Origin of the sequence: Nocardioides sp. URHA0020, assembly GCF_000620705.1 — a bacterium.
In the GTDB taxonomy this organism is placed as follows: Bacteria; Actinomycetota; Actinomycetes; order Propionibacteriales; family Nocardioidaceae; genus Nocardioides.
Genome location: NZ_JIAR01000025.1, coordinates 7501 through 30679 on the forward strand (window position 1 = coordinate 7501; position 23179 = coordinate 30679).

17 protein-coding genes and 1 tRNA gene (1 of these 18 cut by a window edge) are annotated in these 23179 nt (G+C 72.6%); 8 read left to right on the forward strand and 10 right to left on the reverse strand.

What is annotated here, in order from left to right:
• The 4 genes in view from N542_RS22660 to N542_RS0100375 are tightly spaced (at most 35 nt apart) and all read left to right on the forward strand, a layout consistent with a single transcriptional unit that may run on beyond the window.
• Positions 1 to 1360: the 3' portion of a serine/threonine-protein kinase gene (locus tag N542_RS22660; protein ID WP_051551242.1), read on the forward strand. The gene continues 41 nt to the left of window position 1, outside the view; only the last 1360 of its 1401 coding nucleotides appear in the window; its start codon lies off the left edge, out of view; it ends in the stop codon at positions 1358 to 1360.
• Positions 1361 to 1393: 33 nt separating this feature from the next.
• Positions 1394 to 4606: a response regulator gene (locus N542_RS26220; protein ID WP_051551243.1), complete on the forward strand. Its 3213-nt coding sequence runs from the start codon at positions 1394 to 1396 to the stop codon at positions 4604 to 4606.
• Between the two features lie 35 nt (positions 4607 to 4641).
• Complete coding sequence (locus N542_RS0100370; protein WP_028642244.1) at positions 4642 to 4851, forward strand: hypothetical protein; 210 nt, start codon at positions 4642 to 4644, stop codon at positions 4849 to 4851.
• Positions 4852 to 4875: 24 nt separating this feature from the next.
• Entirely contained in the window at positions 4876 to 5847 is a 972-nt protein-coding gene (locus N542_RS0100375; RefSeq protein ID WP_028642245.1) for an aldo/keto reductase, read from the forward strand.
• Positions 5848 to 5856: 9 nt separating this feature from the next.
• Here the strand turns inward: N542_RS0100375 and N542_RS0100380 are convergent, their stop codons facing one another.
• Positions 5857 to 6861, reverse strand: coding sequence for a hypothetical protein (locus N542_RS0100380; protein WP_028642246.1), 1005 nt, complete (start codon positions 6859 to 6861; stop codon positions 5857 to 5859).
• Positions 6862 to 6871: 10 nt separating this feature from the next.
• A complete protein-coding gene (locus tag N542_RS0100385) occupies positions 6872 to 7366 on the reverse strand; it encodes a hypothetical protein (RefSeq protein ID WP_028642247.1) in 495 nt (164 codons plus the stop codon).
• A 126-nt stretch (positions 7367 to 7492) separates the two neighbouring features.
• On the opposite strand from N542_RS0100385, the gene N542_RS22670 reads away from it, so the two are divergent.
• On the forward strand, positions 7493 to 9583 hold the full coding sequence (locus N542_RS22670) for an acyltransferase family protein (protein ID WP_051551244.1): 2091 nt from the start codon (positions 7493 to 7495) through the stop codon (positions 9581 to 9583).
• A gap of 6 nt (positions 9584 to 9589) precedes the next feature.
• Here the strand turns inward: N542_RS22670 and N542_RS0100395 are convergent, their stop codons facing one another.
• The gene (locus N542_RS0100395; RefSeq protein WP_028642248.1) at positions 9590 to 10327 is read right to left on the reverse strand and encodes an acylneuraminate cytidylyltransferase family protein; all 738 of its coding nucleotides are present in this window, start codon (positions 10325 to 10327) and stop codon (positions 9590 to 9592) included.
• Between the two features lie 126 nt (positions 10328 to 10453).
• On the opposite strand from N542_RS0100395, the gene N542_RS0100400 reads away from it, so the two are divergent.
• Genes N542_RS0100400 through N542_RS0100410 form a run of 3 tightly spaced genes read left to right on the forward strand, consistent with a single transcriptional unit; the run spans position 10454 to position 13694 of the window.
• Positions 10454 to 11503 carry a nucleotidyltransferase family protein gene (locus tag N542_RS0100400; RefSeq protein WP_028642249.1) on the forward strand — a complete coding sequence of 350 codons (1050 nt, stop codon included), beginning with the start codon at positions 10454 to 10456 and terminating at the stop codon, positions 11501 to 11503.
• Positions 11500 to 12519 (forward strand): GDP-mannose 4,6-dehydratase, encoded by a 1020-nt coding sequence (locus N542_RS0100405; RefSeq protein ID WP_036505875.1) that lies wholly within the window; start codon positions 11500 to 11502, stop codon positions 12517 to 12519. Before N542_RS0100400 ends, N542_RS0100405 begins: the two co-directional genes overlap by 4 nt.
• Positions 12516 to 13694 (forward strand): aminotransferase class I/II-fold pyridoxal phosphate-dependent enzyme, encoded by a 1179-nt coding sequence (locus tag N542_RS0100410; protein ID WP_028642251.1) that lies wholly within the window; start codon positions 12516 to 12518, stop codon positions 13692 to 13694. Before N542_RS0100405 ends, N542_RS0100410 begins: the two co-directional genes overlap by 4 nt.
• On the opposite strand, the gene neuC is transcribed toward N542_RS0100410, so the two are convergent.
• The 7 genes from neuC to N542_RS0100445 form a co-directional block, all read right to left on the reverse strand.
• Positions 13636 to 14835 carry a UDP-N-acetylglucosamine 2-epimerase gene (gene neuC, locus N542_RS27310; protein ID WP_051551245.1) on the reverse strand — a complete coding sequence of 400 codons (1200 nt, stop codon included), beginning with the start codon at positions 14833 to 14835 and terminating at the stop codon, positions 13636 to 13638. The genes N542_RS0100410 and neuC overlap by 59 nt on opposite strands.
• Entirely contained in the window at positions 14832 to 15863 is a 1032-nt protein-coding gene (locus N542_RS27315; protein ID WP_028642252.1) for an N-acetylneuraminate synthase family protein, read from the reverse strand. Before N542_RS27315 ends, neuC begins: the two co-directional genes overlap by 4 nt.
• Positions 15860 to 16507 (reverse strand): PglD-related sugar-binding protein, encoded by a 648-nt coding sequence (locus tag N542_RS0100425; RefSeq protein ID WP_028642253.1) that lies wholly within the window; start codon positions 16505 to 16507, stop codon positions 15860 to 15862. Before N542_RS0100425 ends, N542_RS27315 begins: the two co-directional genes overlap by 4 nt.
• 104 nt (positions 16508 to 16611) lie before the next feature.
• Positions 16612 to 19959, reverse strand: coding sequence for a BTAD domain-containing putative transcriptional regulator (locus N542_RS22680; RefSeq protein ID WP_036505877.1), 3348 nt, complete (start codon positions 19957 to 19959; stop codon positions 16612 to 16614).
• A gap of 62 nt (positions 19960 to 20021) precedes the next feature.
• Positions 20022 to 21284 (reverse strand): hypothetical protein, encoded by a 1263-nt coding sequence (locus N542_RS0100435; protein ID WP_028642254.1) that lies wholly within the window; start codon positions 21282 to 21284, stop codon positions 20022 to 20024.
• Between the two features lie 452 nt (positions 21285 to 21736).
• Positions 21737 to 22819: a TIR domain-containing protein gene (locus N542_RS26225; RefSeq protein ID WP_155992796.1), complete on the reverse strand. Its 1083-nt coding sequence runs from the start codon at positions 22817 to 22819 to the stop codon at positions 21737 to 21739.
• 58 nt (positions 22820 to 22877) lie between these two features.
• Positions 22878 to 22954: transfer RNA gene (locus N542_RS0100445), tRNA-Ile, on the reverse strand.
• Positions 22955 to 23179 lie beyond the last annotated feature (225 nt).

The following is a 23179-nucleotide window of genomic DNA, read 5'->3' on the forward strand; positions in this document are numbered from 1 at the left end:
CGGTGGCATGGGTGCCGTGTGGCTCGGCCGGGACGAGGTCTTGGGGCGCCAGGTCGCGCTCAAGCGCATCGGCCACGGGCCGGGCGGCAGTGACCTCGATCTGGACCGCGCGGAGCGTGAGGGCCGGCTCGCGGCGCGCCTCAACCACCCGCACGTCGTCGCGGTCTACGACCTCGTCAACGAGGGCGCCGAGCGCTGGCTGGTGATGGAGTACGTCGCCGGGGCCACCCTCGCGGAGCTCGTACGCCGGGACGGGGCGCTCGCCCCCGACCAGGTGGCGCCAGTGCTGCGCCAGGCCGCCGACGCGCTGGCCGCGGCGCACGCCGAGGGGATCGTCCACCGCGACGTGAAGCCGTCGAACATCCTGGTCGCGCCGGACGGGCAGGCGAAGCTCTCCGACTTCGGCATCGCGCGCGCCCAGGCCGACGCCTCGCTGACCCAGACCGGGCTGGTCACCGGGTCTCCGGCGTACCTGGCGCCCGAGATCGCCTCGGGGCAGCAGGCCACCGTGGCCAGTGACGTCTGGTCGCTGGGCGCCACGATGTACCACGCGCTGGCGGGGCGGCCGCCGTACGACGTCAGCGAGAACCTGCTCGGCGCGCTCTACCGCATCGTGCACGAGGAGCCGCCGCGGCTGGGGGCCAGCGCGGGCTGGCTGTCGCCCGTCCTGCTCTCCACCATGGCGCAGCGTCCGGAGGACCGCTGGTCGATGGCGCACGTGCGCGACTTCCTCGCCGCGGGGCCGTCGGCGCCCCTGCCCGCGCCGCTGCCGCGCGCGATCCCGGTCGGGCTCTCCGCGTCGGGCGACCCCGGCTCGACCCAGGTCATCGCTGCCGTCCCGCCGGTGCCGTCGGCGCCGCTCCCTGCCGGCGGTGCGGCACCGTCGCGGCGTCGGAGCGCGCTGCTCCCCCTCATCGTGCTCGCCGTCGTGGCCGTGGTGGTCGGCGTCATCGCATGGCTGCTCGGGTCCGGCGACGACCCGGAAGCGGCCCCGGAGGCGCCGACGTCCAGCCAGTCCAGCCCGTCCACGTCGCCGTCGCCCACCGAGAGCGCGGTGACGGCCGACGGCATGGAGAACTTCATCGAGGACTACCTGGTCACGGTGACCTCGGACCCGGCGGCCGCCTGGGCGGAGCTCACCCCCCAGTTCCAGAAGGAGAGCGGCAGCTTCGGGCAGTACAAGAAGTTCTGGAGCGACATCCAGAGCGCCGACCTCCTCGACGCCCAGGCCGACCCGGACAGCCTGGTCATCCGGTACTCCGTGGAGTACCTGCACCAGGACGGCAGCAAGACGACCGACGAGGTGACCCTGCGGCTCGAGGGCACCGATGGCGACTTCCTGATCGCCGGCGAGAGCTGACGCCGGCCCCTATCGTGAGACGAGGAGGGTGAGATGGAGCTGGCGGGTCTGTACCGCGACATCGTCGAGCGCTCCCCCGACGCCTTCTGGGTCTGCGACCTCGACGGTCGCACGATCTACGCCAACGCGGCGATGTGCGAGCTCTACGGGGCGACCGCCGAGGAGATGGCGGACGTCACCGTCTACGACTCGCTCGACGAGCCCGGCCGCCGGCAGTTCGCCGAGCACCTGGAGGAGATGAAGCGTGTCGGCGGCAACGGCGAGGACGTCGACGTCCTCTTCTGGCGCCGCGACGGTACGTCGCTGTGGGTGATCATCAGCGAGCGCGAGCTGCGCGGGCCCGACGGCGAGGTCGTCGGCTTCACCCACCGGATCAGCGACTACAGCGGCCGCCGACGTGCGCTCGACGAGCTCCGTGAGAGCCGCGAGCAGCTCGCCGAGGCGCACCGCATCGCCCGGCTGGGCAGCTGGCAGTGGGACCTGCGGACCGACGAGATCTACGCCTCCGACGAGCTGTGCGCCCTCTACGGGCTCGATCCGACGACGTTCCCCGCGACCTACGCGGGGTTCCTCGAGATCGTGCACCCCGACGACCGGGACCAGGTGGACGAGGCGGTGCGCGGGGCGCGCGAGCAGCCCGGGGAGTTCCTCTTCGTCGTGCGAATCCGCGGCGAGGACGGCTGGGTCTGGACTCGCGGACGCGGCGTCTCCACCGCCGACGGGAGCGGCCACGTCGTCTCCATGGCGGGCACCCACCAGGACATCACCGAGACCAAGCTCGCCGACCTCGCGCTCGAGGACCAGGTCAGGCAGAACGCGCTCCTCCAGGCCGTCGCCGTCGCGGCGAACGAGGCGCGCACGCTCGACGAGGTGCTCGGCCAGGCCCAGCACCTGGTGCTGCTCCACGACGACTGGGAACGCGGCCGGGCGTTCGTGCCGGACGAGGAGGGCACCGCCGTCGTACCTCTCCACATCTCCGAGATGGACCGCGAGGCGGACCTCGCGACCCCCGACGAGTCGGCGATGGAGCTCGATCTGGCCAACCGGGCCTACCGCAGCGGCAGGCCCGAGTGGAGCGACTCGCGGCTGACCATCGCCTTCCCCGTCACGCACGGCACCGAGGTGCTGGCGGTCGTGACGATCACGTCGGCGCCGCCGCTCCACCGCTTCGAGATGATCGAGTCGATGGCCGCCCAGGTCGCGGTCGAGCTGGGCCGGGTCGCGGAGCGCGAGCGCGCGGAGCGGGTCCTGGCCGACGCCCGCGACGCCGCGATGGAGGCGTCGCGACAGAAGTCGGAGTTCCTGGCCACCATGAGCCACGAGATCCGGACGCCGCTCAACGGCGTGATCGGGCTGAACGACCTGCTGCTGCGCAGCGTGCTGAGCCCGGAGCAGCTGCGCCTGGCCTCCGGCGTGCAGGTGGCGAGCCGGGCGCTGCTCTCGATCATCAACGACGTCCTGGACTTCTCGAAGATCGAGGCCGGCAAGCTCGAGCTCGAGCACCTCGACTTCGAGGTGCGAGCGGTCTTCGACCAGGTCGCGAGCGTGCTCGGGGAGACCGCCCGGGCCAAGGGTCTCGAGCTGATCGTCGCGTGCCACCCCGACGTGCCCGAGATCCTGCGCGGTGACCCGACGCGGCTGGCCCAGGTGCTGACGAACCTCGGCTCGAACGCCGTCAAGTTCACCGCCCGGGGCGAGGTCTTCATCCGGGCCACGGCGACCGCGAGCGACGACGGCGGCACCGAGCTCCTGGTGACGGTCACCGACACCGGGGTGGGGATCGTGGAGGACGAGGTCACCGACCTCTTCGACGCCTTCACGCAGGCGGACGCCTCGACCACGCGCCGGTACGGCGGCACCGGCCTGGGGCTGGCGATCTGTCGCGAGATCGTGAACGCTCTCGGCGGCCAGATCGGGCTGCGCCCGAATCCCGGCGGGGGCACCGTCTTCTGGTTCACCGCCCAGCTCGGGGCGCCGGTCGGCACGGGCGTCGACCCCGACGACGAGTACGGCCGCGCCTGGCTGGCCGATCGGCACGTCCTGGTCGTCGACGACAACGACAACAACCGGCTGATCATGGTGGAGCAGCTGGCCCGCTGGCGGGTGCGCTCGACCAGCGTGGCCGGCGCGGACGCCGCCGAGGTCGCCGTCGCCGAGGCGCGGGCGAGCGGCGACCCCTACGACGCCGTCCTGCTGGACATGGCGATGCCGGGACGCGACGGGCTCGGGCTGGCCCGCGCCCTGAGCGCCGACCCCGCCAACGGCGCGCTGCCGCTGGTGATGCTGACGTCGTCGACCGCGCCGCCGGCCGCGACGCTCGCCGAGGCCGGGATCGTGGCCTGCCTGACCAAGCCGACACTGGCGGCCGACCTGCGCAACACGATGCTGCGGCTGCTCGCCGCCCAGGACCCGATCCCCGACGCACACCTGCCGGAGACCGGCGAGGCGCAGCTGACCCACCGCGTGCTGGTGGTGGAGGACAACCCGATCAACCAGATGGTCGCCGTCGGTCTCCTCCGCGCGCTCGGCTACGCCGCCACGACCGCCGACGACGGTGAGGTGGCCGTCCTCGAGATGCGCAAGGGCGGGTACGACGCGGTGCTGATGGACGTCCAGATGCCGCGCATGGACGGGTACGCCGCCACCCGGGCGATCCGGGCCGAGCAGGGCGAGCACGTCCCCGTCATCGCGATGACCGCCGCCGCCGTCGAGGGCGAGCGCGAGCGCTGCCTGGCGGCCGGGATGGACGACTTCCTGACCAAGCCCGTCGACCCGAGCGCACTGTCGGCCGCGCTCGACCGATGGATCGCGACGAGCGGGACCGGCGGCGTACGCCGTACGCTGCCGCCTGTGTCTGAGTCTGCGAACGTTGCCTCCTCCCCCATCGACGGCCTGGCCACCGAGCGGCTCGACGAGCTCCGCGACCTCGACCCGGACAGCACGGCCTACCTCGACCGGGCGATCGGCAACTTCATGCGCAACACGCCGACCACGCTGGAGACCATCCGGCAGGCGATCGCCGACGGCGACACCGAGGCCCTCAAGCAGGTCTCCCACAAGCTCGCCGGCGGCGCGCTGAACCTGGGCGTCACCGCAGCGGGGCGCACCGCGCAGCAGATCGAGCTGGTCGCGGACACCGGCTCGACGGAGGGCGCCGTCGAGCTCACCGACCAGCTCGAGCTCGACCTCGAGGCCGGACGGGCCGCGTTGCTGGCCTACCAGGCGACGTACTCCACAGCCGGCTGAGGTTCGGGCCGGTCCCCCTCGGGTAGGACCACGTCATGAAGACCATCATCGGACTCGTGCTCGTGATCTGGCTGGCGATCGGGGTGCTCGCGGCCTACCAGCGCGACTACTTCACCAACGACCGGGACGTGAGCTGCAAGTCCACCGGCGACACGGTCCTCACGATCGTCGCCGGGCCGCTGAACTACTTCGGCGTCAACCCGAAGGTCGACTGCGACGTCAAGGTCCCCCAGCCCTCGAGCTGACCGTCCGGGTGAAAGGCTCGTCCCATGCGCTACGCGAAGCTCGGCAACACCGGACTCGACGTCTCCCGGGTCGTCCTCGGCTGCATGAGCTGGGGAGATGCCGACCGCGGCTGGCACCCGTGGATCCTCGACGAGGAGGCTGCGCGCGGGATCATCCGCCAGGCCCTCGAGGCCGGGATCACGACCTTCGACACCGCGAACGTGTACGCCGGTGGCAGCAGCGAGGAGTTCACCGGCAGGGCGCTGCGTGACTTCGCGAGGCGTGAGGACGTCGTCATCGCCACGAAGGTGCACGGCCGGATGCGACCGGGCCCGTACGGCGCCGGCCTGTCCCGCAAGGCGATCCTGCACGAGATCGACGAGTCGCTGCGGCGACTCGGCACCGACTACGTCGACCTCTACCAGATCCACCGGTGGGACCCCGGGGTCCCGATCGAGGAGACGATGGAGGCGCTGCACGACGTCGTACGTGCTGGGAAGGTGCGCTACCTCGGGGCGTCGTCGATGTGGGCCTGGCAGTTCGCCACGGCGCAGCACGTCGCCGCGTCGAACGGGTGGACGCCGTTCGTGTCGATGCAGAACCACTACAACCTGATCTACCGCGAGGAGGAGCGGGAGATGATCCCGCTCTGCACCGACCAGGGGGTCGGCGTCATCCCGTGGAGCCCGCTGGCCCGGGGTCGGCTGACCCGCGACTGGGACGCCGAAACGGCGCGCTCGGAGACCGACGAGTTCGGCGCCAGCCTCTACGTCGACGACGACCGGAGGATCGTGGAGACCGTGGCGACGGTCGCGTCCAGGCTCGGGGTGTCGCGCGCGCAGGTCGGCCTCGCCTGGCTGCTGCACCAGCCCGCTGTCACCGCACCGATCGTCGGCGTCACCAGGACCGCGCACCTGACGGACGCCGTGGCCGCCGTGGAGCTCGAGCTCTCGGACGCGGACCTGGTCGAGCTCGGCGACGGCTACCGCCCCCACCCGGTCTCGGGCCACGCCTGAGCGGAGCGCTCAGTCGATGACGGTGATGCGCCCCGCGTAGTCGGACGCGAGCCTGGTGTACACGCCGTCGATGTAGTCCTGCCGCGACAGCAGCTGGTCGGCGCGCAGCCGCTTGGCGTGCACGGGCAGGCCCGGCGGCGCCAGCTCCGCCATGCTGGTCAGGGCGGTGGAGTAGTGACCGACGACGCCCGCCGGCAGCAGTCCCGTCTCCACCGGCACCAGCTCGAGGGGGATGTCGAACCGGACCACGTCGCAGACCTCGCCGACGGCCGCCAGCTTGTCGACGGGCTCGGCACGGTGCGCCACGTAGAGCGGTCGGCACCCCGGATGCAGCTGCCTGGCCGTCTCGACGAGACCGACCGCGGCCTCGAGAGCCAGCGGCGCGTCCATCAGCCGGACCCGGGCGAAGCCCTGGCCGACGACGAGGACCAGGGACGCGGACCGGCGGAGGTCGCCGTAGCGCGACGTCAGCCAGACCCAGTCGTTGGCGATCACCGTGTCGCCGGGTGCGGAGCGCAGGGACTCGACCATCGAGGTGAAGAACGTGACCTCCGGCTGCGGCATGAACCCGCCGTGCTCGGCCTCCTCGCTCCACTCGAGCGGCTCGAAGCCACCGTGGGACCGGTCGATGGCCAAGGTCGACGCGCCGTCGTCGAGGACGACGACGTCGGTGCCGGTCCGTCCGAGCAGCGACGCGACGCGCCACCCCGCGGTGTCGCGGTAGTCGCCGATGACGACCTGGTCGACCGAGCGCTCGTGGCGAGCGACCGCGACCATCTCCTCGGCCACCGCACCGGTGTCGGGTCCCGGCCGCCGGAACCCGCTCGTCTTGCGCAGGTGGAAGGTGAACCCCCGCAGGTGCATCAGCACGTTGGTCGTCGGGTGCAGCATCGCCGGGTCCTCCTGGACGGGCAGGAAGACGACGCCCTTGGTGATGCCGTGCTCACGGACGTACTCCACCAGCCCGAGGGCCTGGTACGGCGAGCCGATGACGGCCAGGATCGCAGGCGGCACGCAGCCGGCCTCAGGTCCGGTCTACGGTGTCGTCGGAGCCCAGCGCGACGTACCGGTTGAGGGCTGCGATCCCGGTCTCGATCTCCGCTCGCCGAGCGTCCTTCGACCACGTGGTGACGGTGCGCGACAGCGCGGCGATCTCGCCCGAGCGCGTCTCCGCGTCCTTGGCCAGCGCGTCGACCGCCTTCGACAGGGCCGCGATCGACCTCGACTGCGCGGCGAGGGCCTTGGCGTGCGCATCCGCGTCCTTGGACGCGACCCGCACCCGCTTCGCCACCCTGGTGAGGCGTCGGGCCACGGACGCGACCGCCGGCGCGACGTCGGCGGCGCGGCGTGCGTAGCGCACCTGCTGGAGCAGACCGACGACCGCGATCACGACGAGCACGCCCAGGAGCGCACCGACGGCCAGGTCACCCAGCACCTCGACGGCCACCGCGGAGGCGACCACGACGGCGAGACCGGCGACCGCCAGGACGACCAGGCGCTGCTGCCTGCCGGCGCTCATCGAGGGCTCGAGACGGCCGGGGTGGGAATCACGCGCACATGCTAGGCCATGGCCGGCGCGCGGGAGCCGTGCGAGCGGCCCGACCGAGCGGCTGTCGGCTCGGGCCATGGTGGACAATGGCGCCCGATGACAGACCAGTCGACACAGCGACGCGAAAGTCGTGCCGACATCCAGGCCCTCCGCGCGCTCGCGGTCGGCCTGGTCGTCTTCTACCACCTGTTCCCGACCCGTCTGACCGGTGGCTTCATCGGCGTCGACACGTTCTTCGTCATCTCCGGCTTCCTCATCACCCTGCACCTGATCGAGAGGCCACCGCGGGGGGCGCACGACCTCGTCGCGTTCTGGGCACGCCGCGCGAGGCGGCTGCTGCCGGCCTCGCTGACGGTGCTGGCGGCGACGCTCTGCGCGGCCTGGCTCTTCCTGCCGGAGACCCAGTGGGAGACCACGGCCGTCCACACGCGGGCCGCGGCCCTGTACGTCGAGAACTGGCAGCTGGCGGCGGACGCCGTCGACTACCTGGCCTCCGAGAACGACCCGTCGGCGGTGCAGCACTTCTGGTCGCTCGGCGTGGAGGAGCAGTTCTACCTGGGCTGGCCCGTCCTCCTCCTGGCGCTCACGGCGCTCGTGCCGGCCGCCCACCGGGTGCGCGGCTACTGGTGGGGGCTGGGTGCGGTCGTGGTGGTCTCGCTCGGCTACTCCGTCCACCTCACCTCCACCGAGCCCGCCGCGGCGTACTTCGTCACCTGGACCCGCCTGTGGGAGCTGGGCGTGGGTGGGCTGCTGGCCCTCGCCGCCCCGGCAGCGCGACGGTGGGCGGAGCCGCGTCCTCGCGGCGCGACTGCCGTCGCCGTCGCCGGGTGGTGCCTGATCCTCGCGACCGCGGTGCTCTACACCGACCGCACGCCCTTCCCGGGCTGGGCGGCAGCACTGCCGGTGGTCGGCGCGGGGCTCGTGATCGCCGCGCACAGCCGGATGCGGTGGTACCGGCTGCGCGGCGTGCAGTGGCTGGGCGACGTGTCGTACGCGGTCTACCTGTGGCACTGGCCGCTCATCGTCATCCTCCCCGTCGCGCTGAGCAAGGTCGCCGGCTCGCCGGAGCGAGGACCTCTTGACACGCTCCTGATCCTCATCGCCACCCTCGTGCTCGCCGGGCTGACCAAGGTCTACGTCGAGGACCGCTTCCGCACGCCCGCCTGGTCACGGCGGGTGCGCCCCAGCCTGGTGTCCGGTGCCGTGGGCATGGCCGTCGTCGTGGCGCTGACGCTCTCGCTCGGGGCGACGGTGAGTGCACACGAGCGCGCGGACCGTACGGCGCTCGCGGCAGCCCTCGACGGCAGCGATCCGTGCGCCGGCGCGGGGGTCCTCGACCCGGCGACCTCGTGCCCGCCGAACGACAACCGCTCACTCGTGCTGTCCCCGCTGCTGGCCAGCGACGACTGGTCCGACGCGTACGACGAGCGGTCTGACGGCAGCACCTGCATCAGCCCCGGTCCCGGCTTCGCGCTGGACACGTGCACGTTCGGCGATCCGGACGGCACCGTCGACGTCGCCCTCTTCGGCAACTCCCACGCCGCCCAGTGGCTCCCCGCGCTGCAGGCGATCGCGGAGCGTCGCCACTGGCGGATCACGACCTACCTCGCCAGCAAGTGCACGGCCGCCGACCTGCGGCAGTACTTCGACGAGAAGGGCGCGACCGCCGGCTGCATCGGCTGGACCCGGGCGGTCGCCGCGGCCATCGCCGAGAGCCGGCCCGACCTCGTGGTCTTCACCAACCGGACCGGCCGGCCCGCCCTCGGTGAGACCTCCCTGGAGGAGAGCGCCCCGAAGTACACCGTGGGCTTCCGCAGGACGCTGGACGCGCTCACGACCACGGGCGTGCCGGTGGTCGTCATCCGCGACACCCCGATCCCCATCCAGGGTGGCCTGGACGACGTACCCGCCTGCCTGGCGCTCCACGGCGACGACCCCGACGCGTGTTCCGGCCCGCGAGACGTCTGGGAGTCGGGCGACCCGAGCATCGCCGCCGCCCGCCAGCTCGCCGACCGCGGTGTCTCGATCGCCGACCTCACGGACTCGCTCTGCGACACGACGACGTGCTGGAGCGCGATCGGAGGCGTGGTCGTCTACGCCGACGGGCACCACCTGACGAACACGTACGCGCGCACGGTCGCACCGCGGCTCGAGCCCTTCCTGCTCAAGGCGCTCGGCAAGGGCTGACCTGGGTCAGGGGCGGGTGGCGAGCACCGTCACCAGGCCGGCGTCCACGGCCGCCTCGACGAGCCGGAAGTCGAACTCCGTGTCGATGTTGAAGGCCTGCGTCTCGGGGATCTGCAGGGCCAGGAAGCTGCCCTCGTCCAACCAGCTGCGCTCGAGCCGACGGACGAAGTCAGCGCGCCAGAGGTAGAAGTTCCCGTTGAGCTTCAGGAACGATCGTCCGCTGTCCTGACGCCTGGTCACGCCGGCCGCCTCCGGGAAGGCCCGACGCAGCACGCCGGCAGCGTCGACCTCGACCCCGGTCGAGAACGGGTCGAAGCCGGGGGCCGAGATGCTGACCACCCCGTCGGACCCGGGATGGGCGTCGAGCAGGCCGATCGCCTCGGTCAGATGTGCCGGGTCACGGACCGGGCTGGTGGGCTCGAGCAGGAGCACCGCGTCGTACGCAACGCCTTCGTCGGACTCGGCGTAGGCCAGCGCGTGCGCGATCACCGGCCCCGTCGGGGCCGTGTCGGTGGCCAGCTCGGCCGGGCGGAGGAAGGGTACGTCGGCACCCAGGGCCCGCGACGCGGCGGCGATCTCGGGATCGTCGGTGCTCACGAGCGTGCGGCGCACGGCAGGTACGGCGCGGGCCGCTGCGATCGAGTGTCCGACCAGCGGGACCCCGGCCAGCTCGCGGAGGTTCTTGCCCGGCAGTCCGCGGGATCCGCCGCGGGCAGGGACCACGGCCAGGACGCGCTCGATCATCTGGGACTCTCCGTTCGGGGACACCCGCCCCTGTCGGTGCGAGGCGCGTGCCCGACCCTATGATGGCCCTGCCGCGGACATGTGGCGCCCACGCCCCGACTGCCAGAGGCGAACCGGAGCCCACCGATGACGCACGCCGAGGACCACCTTCCAGTCGCTGCCGTCACCTCCACCCTCCTCGAGGCGCTCGAGGTGATCGACCGCGGAGCACTGGGCATCTGCTGCCTGGTTGACGACCAGGGCCGCCTGCAGGGCGTCCTCACCGACGGCGACGTCCGTCGCGGGCTGATCGCCGGGCACCCCCTGACCGCGCCGGCCATCGGCCACGCGACCGCCAGCCCGCACACGGTCGTCGCCGGCACACCGCGGGCGCACGTCCTCGACCTGATGCACGCCTGGCGGGTCTCGGCCATCCCCGAGGTGGACGGTGCCGGCCGGGTCCGCGGCGTCCACGCCCTCTCCGACGTCATCGGGCCCGCGGAGCTGCCGAACGTCGCGGTGATCATGGCCGGCGGCAAGGGCACCCGCCTGGGCGACCTGACCCGGCAGGTGCCGAAGCCGCTGATGAGGGTCGCCGGGCGACCGATCGTCGACTGGATCATCCTGGGTCTCGTCGGTGACGGCATCCGCAGGATCTACGTCAGCGTCAACCACCTCGCCGAGCAGATCATCGAGCACGTCGGTGACGGCCGCGGGCTCGGTGCCGAGGTGCGCTACCTGCGTGAGGACCCCGAGACCCCCTTGGGCACCGGCGGCTCGCTGGCGCTCATCGAGGATCGGCCCAGCGCGCCGATGCTGGTGATGAACGGCGACCTGATGGTCGACTTCGATGCCCGGCAGCTGCTGCGGTTCCACGCCCAGATGCAGTCTCGGATCACGGTGGGCGTCCGCCAGTACTCCCACACGGTCCCCTTCGGAGTGGTCGAGCAGGACGCCGACCTCCGGATCCGGCAGCTCGTCGAGAAGCCCGACCTCACCGTCTCGATCAACACCGGGGTCTACTGCATCGACCCTGATTTGATCGACCTCGTCCCACCCGACACGATGAGTCACATGCCGGACCTGGTCCAGCGTTGCCTGGACGACGGGGAGCAGGTCTCGGCCTGGGAGCTCTCCTCGGACTGGCTCGATGTCGGAACCCCGGCGGACCTCGCGCGGGCGAAAGGAACTGGATGAGCACGTTGGCCGAGTCCCTCGCGGGGCGCTCCGTCCTGGTGACCGGATCCGACGGGTTCATCGGCAGCCACGTCGTCGAGACCCTGCTGGGCCTGGGGGCGCGGGTGACGGCGTTCGCGCTCTACAACTCGTTCGGGTCGCTCGGCTGGCTGGACAGCTCGGACGTGTTCGCCGCTGCGGTCGAGTCCGGGCAGGCCGAGTTCGTGCTCGGCGACATCCGCGACGCCGAGCACGTGTCGGCCGCCGTCGAGGGCGTCGACGTGGTGCTCCACCTCGCCGCGCTCATCGCCATCCCCTACTCCTACGTGGCCCCGCGCTCGTACGTCGACACCAACATCACCGGCACCCTCAACGTGCTCGAGGCCGTACGTCGCCACCGGACCCCCCGGCTGGTGCACACCTCCACCTCCGAGGTCTACGGGACGCCGCAGACCGTGCCGATCACGGAGGAGCACGCGCTGCGCGGGCAGTCGCCGTACTCAGCGACCAAGATCGCCGCGGACAAGCTCGCCGAGTCCTACGCGCTGTCCTTCGACACCCCGGTCACGATCCTGCGGCCCTTCAACACCTTCGGCCCCCGCCAGTCGGCCCGTGCGGTCATCCCCACCGTCCTGGCCCAGCTGCTCGCCGGTGCCGAGGAGCTGCGCCTCGGCTCCATCACGCCCCAGCGCGACTTCACCTTCGTGACCGACACCGCCCTGGGGTTCGCCCGCGCCGCGGTGGCCGAGGTGGCTCCCGGCACGACGGTGCAGCTCGGAACGGGCCGCACGGTGTCGATCGGGGAGGTCGTCGACATCGCACGCCGGATCACCGGCTCGAGTGCCGAGGTCGTCGTCGAGGACGAGCGGGTGCGCCCGACGGGGTCCGAGGTCGAGATCCTGCTGTCCGACCCGAGCCTGGCCAAGGAGCTGATCGGTTGGACCCCGCAGGTCGACCTCGAGACCGGGCTCCAGCGCACCGCCGACTGGATCGCGGGCAACGTCGACCTCGCGACCGCCCAGCGATACCACCGATGACCGACGACCGTGAGCTGAGCGCCCCGGGGGCTCCGGGACCGGTCGGCACCATCCCGCTGGCCACGCCAAACGTCGGCGCGGCCGAGCGCCTCGCGGTGCTGGCCGCGCTCGACTCCGGCTTCGTCTCCTCCGTCGGCCCCGAGGTGTCGCAGTTCGAGCGCGAGCTCGCCGACCTCGTCGGGTCCCGGCACGCGGTGGCCACGGCCAGCGGCACGGCCGCCCTGCACGTGGCGCTGCGCCTGGCCGGGGTCGGCCCCGGCGACGAGGTCTTCGTCTCCGACTTCACCTTCATCGGCTCGGCCAACCCGGTCGCCTACCTCGGCGCCGAGGTCGTCCTGGTCGACTCCGAGCCCGGCTCCTGGAACATGGACCCCGCGCTCGTCGAGCAGGAGCTGGACCGTCGTGACCGGTCCGGCGAGCCGATGCCGCGGGCGATCGAGCTGGTCCACGTCCTCGGACAGCCCGCCGACGGTCACCGCATCGCTGAGATCGCCCGGCGCCACGGCGTGATGCTGGTCGAGGACGCCGCCGAGAGCCTCGGGGCCGGGTGGGTCGACGAGGACGGCAGCGTCGTCAGCACCGGCACCCTGGGCGCGCTCGGCGCGTTCTCCTTCAACGGCAACAAGATCGTCACCGCCGGCGGCGGCGGCATGATCGTCACCGATGACGACGAGCTCGCCCGCCGGGCGCGGCACCTGACCACCCAGGCGAAGGTGCCCGACGTCGGCTACCTGCACGACGAGGTGGGCTACAACTACCGGCTCACCAACCTCGCCGCGGCGCTCGGCCTGGCGCAGCTGCGTCGGCTCGACGAGTTCGTCGCCGCGAAGCGCGACATCGCGGCCCGGTACGACGCCGCGTTCGCCGACCTGCCGCTGACGCTGGCGCCTCGGGTGGCCGGCACCGAGTCGACGTACTGGCTCTACTCCGTCCTCGCCGAGGACCAGCCGTCCCGGGACGCGCTGCTCGCGCAGCTCGCCCGGGCGGGCGTCGGTGCGCGCGCACTGTGGCGTCCGCTGCACCAGCAGCCTCCGTTCAGCGGCGCTCGCACGCTCGGGGGTGACGTCGCCACGGGGCTGTTCGACCGTGGCCTGTCGCTCCCCTGCTCGACCGACCTCAGGCCCGAGGACCACGATCGCGTCGTGGTCGCGGTGCGGTCCTGGTTCGGCGCCTGAGACGCAGCGCGGGCTGGCGGTCGACGAAGTGCTTGGCGTGCTGCGGCGGGTCGGCCAGCACGACGTCGACGATCCGGCGGGCGGCCGTGCCGTCGCCGTACGGGTTGACCACGCGCGCGGCCCGTAGCCGGAAGTCCTCGGCGAGGACGTGCCGCAGCGCGTCGCCGACCGCAGCCTCGCCCTCGTCGGAGGACCAGACGTTGTCCGCGCGGAGCCGTCCGTGCTGGCGGAGCCCGACGTCGACGGCCGGTACGCCGACGGACGCCGCCTCGATCACGCCCGACGAGGAGTTGCCCACGACGACGTCACACGACGCGAGGACGGCCGGGTAGCGCGGTCCGAGCGCCTCCACGACCAGCACGCGGTCGTCCTCCTGCTCGACGCGGGTCAGCGCGGCCAGCACCTCGTTGCGGCCGGCATCCATGCCCGGGTGGGTCGCCACCACCGTGCCGCACACCTCGAGGGTGGCCCGCAGGGCCGCCTCCGCCCAGCGGCCCGAGTCGCGTGTGCCCGACGCCGTGGGCGGGTGGTAGGTGAAGAGGGCCAGCGGTCGTCGCACCGGCACCCCGAGCAGCGCCTCGAGCTCGGTGTCGTCGAGCCGGCCCTGCGCCGCCAGGCGGTCGAGCCCCGGCGCCCCGGTGACGTGGATGCGCTCGGGCTCCTCGCCCATCTGCGCGACCCGGTCCGCGGCGTCCTGGGAGGCGACGCAGTGCACGTCGGCGAGCTTGGTGACGGCGTGGCGCACGCGCTCGTCGATCGCCCCGCTGGTGACCTCCCCACCGTGGAGATGGACCACCGGCACGCCCGCCAGCACGTACGGCGGCACGACGTACAGCAGCTCCCACCGGTCACCCAGGACGACCAGGCGCTCGACCGGGTGCTCGACCACCGCGCGACCGGCCCCGGCCGACATCGCCGGACCGTGGCGCAGCTGGGTCGAGAGGTCGACCTCGCCGAGCGGGCTCGCCAGGGCGATCACCGAGGACACCGAGCCCTCGAGTCGCCGCGCCAGGTCGTCGGCGTCGAAGGCCAGGCCCGTGAGCACGACGGTCTCGACCTCGGGTCGGGAGGCGAGCTCGGCCAGCACCGGCTGCAACGGGCCGAGATCGGCACGCGTGCCGACGAAGACCCCGACCCTCACGCGAGCTCGACGTCGGTCGCGGTGATCGGGTCGCCGGCCCGGACCGGGCGGACCACCCGGGCACCGATGACCGGGGTCGCCGGAGCCAGACCGTGCTCGGGTCGCAGCGTGACCGCGTCGGCGGCGACCACCGTGTGACCGGCGGGCAGGTCGCGGGCCGCGTGCCAGGAGCGGCGTACGAGCGCGGCGTTCTCCACCTCGGAGGGCATCCGGCGCTTGACACCGTCGCCCAGGGAGGCCGCGGCGTCGCGCACGGCCGTGACGTAGTCCCGCAGCTCCCCCGGCTCCAGGCTGGCCGCGTGGTCGGGCCCGGGCAGCGTGCGGTCGGTGGTCATGTGCTTCTCCAGCACGGTGGCGCCGAGGGCGACGGCGACGACGGCACTGGTCAGACCCCGCGTGTGGTCGGACCAGCCGACCGGCACACCGTGCTCCGCGGCGAGGGCCGGGATCACGCGGAGGTTGGCCTCCTCGATCGGGGCGGGGTACGCCGAGACGCAGTGCAGGAGGGTCACCGACGGTGCCGCCGAGGTGGCGCGGAGCGCTGCCGCGACCTCGTCCTCGTCGCCCATGCCGGTGGACACCAGCAGGGGCAGACCCAGCTCCGCGAGGGCCTGCAGGAACGGCGTGTTGGTGAGCTCGCCCGACGACGTCTTGATCGCGGCGACCCCGAGGCCGGCCAGCAGCCGTGCGCTGCCCAGGTCGAACGGCGTGCTGAGGAAGGTGAGTCCCTCGCCCTCGGCGTGGTCGCGAAGTCGCGCCCACGCCTCGGTCGGCAGGGTCAGCGCCGCCAGCAGACCGGCTTGGTCCTCCGCGCCGGCCCGGTCGCGCTGGTAGGGGGTGGTCTGCGCGTGCGACGAGACGAGCAGGGCCGGGTCGAAGGTCTGGAACTTCACGGCGTCGGCGCCAGACCGGACGGCCACGTCGATGAGCTCGTGGGCGCGGCCCTCGTCGCCGTCGTGGTTGACGCCCGCCTCGGCGATCACCGTCAGGCGGCCGGGGGGCGGGAAGACGGGGCGTTCGCTGTTCACGACGTGGTCCTCTCGAAGCGGTGGCGTTCCCGGGCCGGTACGCCGAGCACCGAGACATTGTCGGGGACGTCGCGCGTCACGACGGCACCCGCACCGATCACGGCACCCGCGCCCACGGTGACCCCGGGCAGGATCCGGGCCCCCGACCCGACGAACGCACCTGCGCCCACGGTGGCCGCACCGAGCACGACGGCGGCGGGCGCCACGTGGACGCCGTCGCCGAGGGTCACGTCGTGCTCGACGACGGCCGCCGTGTTGACGATGACGCCCCGCCCGACCCGGGCACCGGGCCCCACGTGCGCGTGGTGGAAGACCACGGAGGAGCCACCGAGCACCACGTCCGGAGACACGGTCGAGGTGAGGGCCGCGGCGGAGAGCAGCAGCGCCGCCGGGATCTGGTCGAGCACCTCGAGGCGACGACGGTTGTCGCCGATCGTGACGACGATGCGCAGGTCGTGCTGCTGGGCCATCGCGACGGCCGCACTGTCGGACTCCAGGACGTCGACCGACCAGTCGCGCGTCGACAACCCCACGACGGCGACCAGCTCGGCGACCCCGGCCAGCGCGTGGGCGGCGCTGGCCGCGTGGCCGCCGGCCCCCAACGAGATCCAGGGGGTGAGCACGGGGACGGGTCGCGACGACACCGCCCGAGTCTAGGGTCTGCGCCGTCGGCGATCGGCCGAGCGACCCGCGAGCGTCGATCCGGACCCCGCGATCCGGCCGGCCGGGCTCCGCGGGGCCGGACCGCCTAGAAGTCGTACGTCGTGCGCACGCCCTCGAGCCAGCTGCGCACCGAGGCCAGGCCCCACGCGTCGATGAGCTCCAGCGCCCGGTCGGCATGCCTTGCGGCCCCCTGGCGATCACCGGCGCCGCGGGCAGCCATCGCCAGGAACGCGTCGACCGGGCCGAAGAGCAGGCCGTCGGGTCCGGAGGCGCGGCCGGCGTACGGCGTCAACCGCTCGTAGGCGCGCTCGGCGAGCCCGGTGTCCTGGAAGTACAGCGCGACCTCGGCCGTCTGGCACCAGAGCGGGGTCGAGAAGGCGAGCTCCTGGTCGAGGACGCCGGCCAGCTCGTGGGCGGAGAACCGCGCGGTCGCGGCGTCCCGGTCGCCGCCGCGCCACAGGGCGGCGATCGCGAAGGGCTGCATCGGGTAGCCGGACTCGATGCGGGCGATGACGTCGGGTGCGGCGTCGAGCGGACGGCCCTGCCAGATCCGCAGGGCGAAGGTGTCGATGTGGCGGTCGACCGACAGCTCCTCGTCGCCTCCGGTGCGGCTCATCAGGGCGATCCGCCCCTCGATGGCGGCCAGGACGACCTCGCAGTGATCGAGCCGACCGGCCGCGGCCGACCACGCCAGCTCGACCTCGTCGAGCACGAGCTCGGCGTACACCACCCGCAGGCGGGCGGCCTGCGCGCGAGCGTCCCTGAGCGCGGCCATCATCTCGTCGGGCCGGCCGAGCTCGCCGAGCATCACCGTGAGCATCGTCAGCCCCATGACCAGCGCGTGGTCCTGGTGGGTGTCGCGCGCGAGCACGACCGCCTCCGCCACGAGCTCGACCCGGGCGTCCGCAGTCGCAGGGACCCATGTCGACATCGCGGTGTGCAGCAGCACGTCGCACACCAGGGCCGGGTCGCCCAGCCGGTGGGCCATCGCCACGGCCTCGTCGCACAGCAGGGCGCGCTCGGCGATCGACGCGTTCTCCCGCAGCTCGTTGGCGAGGCTCATCAGGACGCGGCAGCGCAGCTCGGTCTCGTCGGGCGGCAGCTCCTGGAGCGCCCGACGAAGTGCACCGACGACCCCCTCGTGGACGGTGCCGAAGGCCGCCGAGCGCCACAGCATCCGGTGCGAGGTCTGGGTCGCGGCGCGGGCGAGCAGAGTGACGTCGTCGAGCTCCTCGGCGGTGGCGATCGCGCGTTCGACCGTGACGATGAGCTCGGGCAGCATGGCGGCCCACCGGTAGACGTCGATCGCCTGCTGCAGGAGCCCGGCCCGGTCCCTCAGGTCGGCGGCCGGGTCGGCGGCCTGGAGCTCCAGGGCCTCCTCGAGCAGCTCGGCCGCGTCCGGGTAGGCGTAGACCCGGGTCGCGGCCTCCGCAGCGACGGCGAGGGCGCGCCAGGTGTGGGACACGTACGCCGGCCCGGCCGCTCGCCAGTGCGACGCGGCCTCGGCCTCTCGACCGACGCGGTCCTCGAGCAGCTCGGCCACCAGGGCGTGGGTGCGCGCCAGCCGGGACGCGGTCATCGTGGCGCACAGGACGTCGCGCACCAGGGCGTGGGAGAACCGGAAGACGTCGACGCCCTCCTCGTGCAGGAGCCCGGCGTCGGCGGCGGGCTCGACCGCGTCGAGCAGCTCGTCCTCCTGCATCCGCGTCACCGCCGCGAGGGTGTCCAGGTCGAACCCGCGACCGATGATCGCCGCCGTGCGGAGCACGGTCACGGTGACGTCGGGCAGCACGTCGATGCGACGGCCGACGACCTCGGCGACCGCCGTGGGCAGCGCCGGGTCGTCGAGCAGCTCGGCGACATCTCGCTCGGAGTCGGCGGCCGCGAGGCGGGCGAACTCCACGACGAACAAGGGGTTGCCGCCGGTGCGCTGGTGAAGCTCGGTGGCGGCCTCGGCGCCCAGCTCGACGCCGGCCACCTCGGCGACGACGCCGCGGGTGCCGGCGACATCCAGGCCGGTGAGCTCGCGGCGTACGGCGTGCCGACGGGCGAGCGCCTCGGCCACGGCGCCGAGGTCGCGACCGACCTCCGTCTGGGTGCGCCACGTCGCCACGACCAGCAGGCGCTCGTGGGTGACCGACTCGGCGAGCAGGCGGAGCACGCCGAGGGTCGAGGGATCGGCCCAGTGCAGGTCCTCCAGCACCAGCAGCACCGGCTGCTCGGCGGCTGCCGCGCACACCGCCCGGGCGACGTCGGCGCGGACCCGGAAGAGGCCGCCGGCCTCCTGGCCGGCCTCCGGCGCGGCGAACGGTCTGCCCAGGGTCTGCAGCGCCGACAGCCACGGCGAGAGGGGCGGCGCCCCGTCGTCCTGCGAGCACTGGCCGACCGCCACCGAGCATCCTTGCTGTGCTGCCGTCTCGGCCAGCTCGGCGGCCAGCCGGGACTTGCCGATCCCCGGCTCCCCGGTGAGGACCACGAAGCCGGGCCTGCCCTCGAGGCTGTCGTCCAGCGCCGAGCGCAGGTCGGCCAGCTCGGGATCGCGGCCCAGCATCGTCCACGGCTCGCGTCGCAGCTGGAGGGCGCCGGTGGGCCGCGGCTGGGGCGGATCGACCTCGGCCGCCACGACCGAGGGGTCCTGGCGCAGGATCGCCGCGTGGAGGGCCTGGAGCGGTGGGCTGGGGTCCACCCCGAGCTCCTCGGCGAGCCGGTCGCGCAGCTCGTCGAGCACGGCCAGCGCATCGGCCCGCCGGTCCTCGCGGGCCAGGGCGACGGCGCGCAGGGCCCACCACCGCTCGTGCAGCGGGTGCCGCGCGGTCTGCGCCTCGAGCTCGGCCCTCACGACGTCGTGCAGCCCGAGCGCCAGCCGGCCGACGACCCGCAGCTCCTCCGCCATCCGTCGCAGGTCCTCGAGCCGCGCCCGGTGGGCCACCGCTGCCGGGTGCTCGCCGAGCTCGGCGTACGGCGTCCCGCGCCACAGCGACAGTGCCAGGTCCACCTGGTCGAGCGCGGCCTCGACGGTCTCGCGCTCGTGGGGCACGATCCGGGGGCGCAGGTGGTCGGGCACGACGGACAGGAGCTCCCGCGCGGCCTCGAGCGCCGACTGGAACCGGAACTCGTCACGCCCGGCGAGCGGGATCTCGAGCGAGTAGGCGTCCGCGTGGGTGACGAGCACGGTGGCGGGCGTGCGCGGTGGGCGGTCGGGCTCGAGCGCGCGCCGCAGGGCGGCGACGTACCCGTGCAGGGTCGCGAGCGCAGCGGCGGGTGCGTCCGCCCCCCAGACCCGCTCGATCACGGCCGCGACCGGCAGCGGGCGCCCGTCGGCGAGCGCCAGGGCGGCGATGATGGCGCGCTGCCTCGGCGTGCCGAGGTCGACCTCGTCGCCGTCCCTGCTCACCCGCACCGCGCCCAGCACCGAGAGCTCGAGCCCAGTCACGGTCCGGAGTCCTCCTGGTCGGTCGGCGCGAGGTGGCCCCAACCTAGCGCCCGCGGCGCCTGTCAGCGCTTGATCCGCACCGGTCTGCTGGTGGCCGAGTCACGCTTCCACCCGCTCTTGCGGGCGGTGACGACGACCTGGATCCGACGTCCGCGATCGGCGCGGGTCACCCGGTGACGACGGCCGTCGGCGCCCTTGATCGCCTTGCCGTTGCGCAGCCAGCGGTAGGTCACCCGGACGCTGCGAGGCGACCAGCGGCCGGCGGAGGACGTCAGCACCTTGCCGAGCCGCGCCGTGCCGGAGACGACCGGACGCTTGACGTTGTGGATGCGGTCGACCGGCGCCTTGAGCGGGGCACCGGACCAGTCCGGCTCGGAGCCGCCGGGCACGATGCGGCGCGACGGCACCGAGCAGTCCTCGGCGTCCGAGCGCGACCAGATGCCGTCGCTCTCGGCCCAGGCGAGCGAGTCGCTGTCGGGCGCCCAGGTCGGATGACTGACGCCGGGCGCGATGACCTCGCAGAGCGGGGTCGGGTCGGCGGGCGCCGCACCCCTGCGGGCGTTGCCGTTGACGCGGTACCAGATGATCGACGTGCCCTCGTTGTAGCCGCGCAGCGCCGCGAGATGCCGCCCGTCGGGTGACAGCTCGGGTTGACCGAGGTCGGTGGAGGCCGCGTAGATGTCGCCGTCGTCGAACCAGTGCTTCGGCCGGGCGCGACCGAGGTCGTCGATCATCACGTGCGAGCCGAGGCCGCCGCCCTGGAGCGTGCGGGCGTTGCCGACCCAGGAGGGGGCGTTGAAGTACGTCGTGCCGCGCGGCTTCGGGTCCGTCAGGTGGGTGGCGGAGGTGTAGCCGGTGGCCGACCGGAAGCCGGAGCTGGCGCCGGACGGACTCAGCCACTCGGTGTAGGTGTAGGCGACGAGCGCGCCGTTGGGCGAGATGGCCAGGTCGCGGATGTTGCCGTTGATCGGCGAGCCGACGGAGCTGGGCAGCGAGGGCGGGTCCATCCGGTTGAGCACCCGCCCGGACTGGTCCATCCGGACGATCTCGGCCAGCCGACCCGCGACGATGATGCCGGTGTCGGACTGGCTCGGCGCGACGTACGGCGTCGCGAAGCTGCCGTCCCTGGTGAGCCGGCGGGCGTGCGAGCCGTCACCGCGCGAGAGCCACACGTTGTGCGCCTTGATGAAGACCAGGGTGCCGCGCGACGTGCCGGTGCGAGCGGAGTCGGGGGTGGCGGCACCCGCAGGTGGGAGCGCGGTGGGGGCGATGAGCAGGGACGCCGCGGTGGCGAGCGTCAGCAGCGAGCGGGCAGGGATGGGCACGAGACCTCCAGGTGAGCCGGGACAGGGAGCTCAATCTGCGGTGCCGCCCTGGGAGCGCTCTGGGGGCTCGCTGGGAGTCGTGGCCGGGTGGTGGGGCGGGTGGGGCTCGAACCCACGACCCAAGGATTATGAGTCTCCGCGAGGGGTCCGAAGGGGTTGGCATGGGTCGCAGCCAGTCGGTATCCATTCAGAGCAGAATCCCCTGCCGTTGAGAGGGATTCACCCTCCCAGCGCTCCGACCAGGCGAAACGCGCTCGACGGGTCCTGATCCGAGCCGCGTAGCGCGCCCGTAGCGCGGAGAGCGCGGCGCGGGTCTCCGGGGAGCCGGTTCGGCGTCCGGGGAACGTCCCGGCCCCGTAGACCCCGCTGCATGGGGCTGCAACGGCCCTCTCCCCTGTTGACGGGTCTCCGGGGCGGAATCGGACCTCCCCACCCCTCGCAAGGCCGGAGCGCTACTCGTCGCGGATCATCGCTTGGACGCCCGCATCGAGCCCCTGAGTGAACCGGGCGGACACTTCCTCATCAACCGTCAGGGTGATCGCCAGCGCGAGTTCGATCGGCTCGTCGCCTTCCACCCACTCCGCCGTCATCTCCGGGATGGCGCTCATCGACTCGACGCACCGTGTGATGAACTCGCGAATCTGACCGACCGCATCGGACCCGAACTCCGCACCCGCTCTCTGAGCATCCTCGAAGTCATCGTCCAGCGCGGTCCCGCGAATCCGAGCGGCCTCATCCAGGAAGCCCTCGTACACGTCCAGGAAGCGCTTTGCCATGTGGAGGATGCGGTCAGCATCACCCGCATCGCCGGGTGCACCGAAGGCACGCAGTTGGACTTCCGGCTGGAACACCGCGTTGAAGTTGTCGACCAGGTTGGTGGCCCGCGCTGGCACAGTGCGGAGGAAGTCGAACGCGTCGCGGCCGAAGTACGCCTCACCAGTGGGTGATGCGAAGCGCATCTCATAGTCGTGGTACTTGCCCTCCAGCGCCGCCAGTCCGACACGAAGCGCGCCCGCATACAGCCAGTACTCCCAGAAGCGAGGGCGGAGCGCCAACAGGAGTTCGATGTCTGCCTGCGTCTCAGGCACGCGACCCGTGTAGGTCGCGGCGACGCGCTGACCGGCCAACTTCTCCCGGATCACCTTGATCACCCCGTCCAGGCCCTCGACCCGAGCATCCAGGTAGCCAACGGTCGGCAGCAGGCCGGGTAGGTCCGTGTCGTCCATGCGGATCGGGAGGATGTATGCGGTCCTCTGCTGAGCGGCACGAGCCATCGCGCTCTGACGCTCGATGTTCGTCCACATCTTCTCGGCGTAGGCAGCCGACACGAACATGGCGACGTACTTGGCCTTGTTCTGGTAGAGGTCAGTCAGCAGGTCGATGAGGTTCTCACCGAGCAACTTGGCTTTCTCGTCCTCGTCGTAGAACACGGTGAGGTCATCACCCAGTCCGCGCACGACGCCCTTCACGTAGTCGCGCTGCTCGCCTGCGAAGGACACAGCAAGGTCGTACTCGTACTTCGGCTCATCTGGCATGTCGGCAGAGTGCCACACACCACCGACAGCAACCGGTCGTCCGGCCTAGACATCGTGGTGGTGGGGCGTGTCGGACTTGAACCGACGACCGAGCCATTATGAGTGGCTTGCTCTAACCGACTGAGCTAACGCCCCGCAGCCGAAGAGCCTATCCAGGCAGGCGCAGGCCAACTCGCAAGACCCCGTAGCCGAGCACCACGGCTGCTTGGTTGAATGAGACGGAGCCCCACTCGCACCGAGGTGTCGTAATCACTTCGGTTCGGGTGGGGCTCCTGAGACGCTGCGCGGCTTCCCCGCCTACAGCGACATGGTTACTTCCTCTTCTCGGTCACGGTCGTGTTCGGGTGACGACGACCGGTC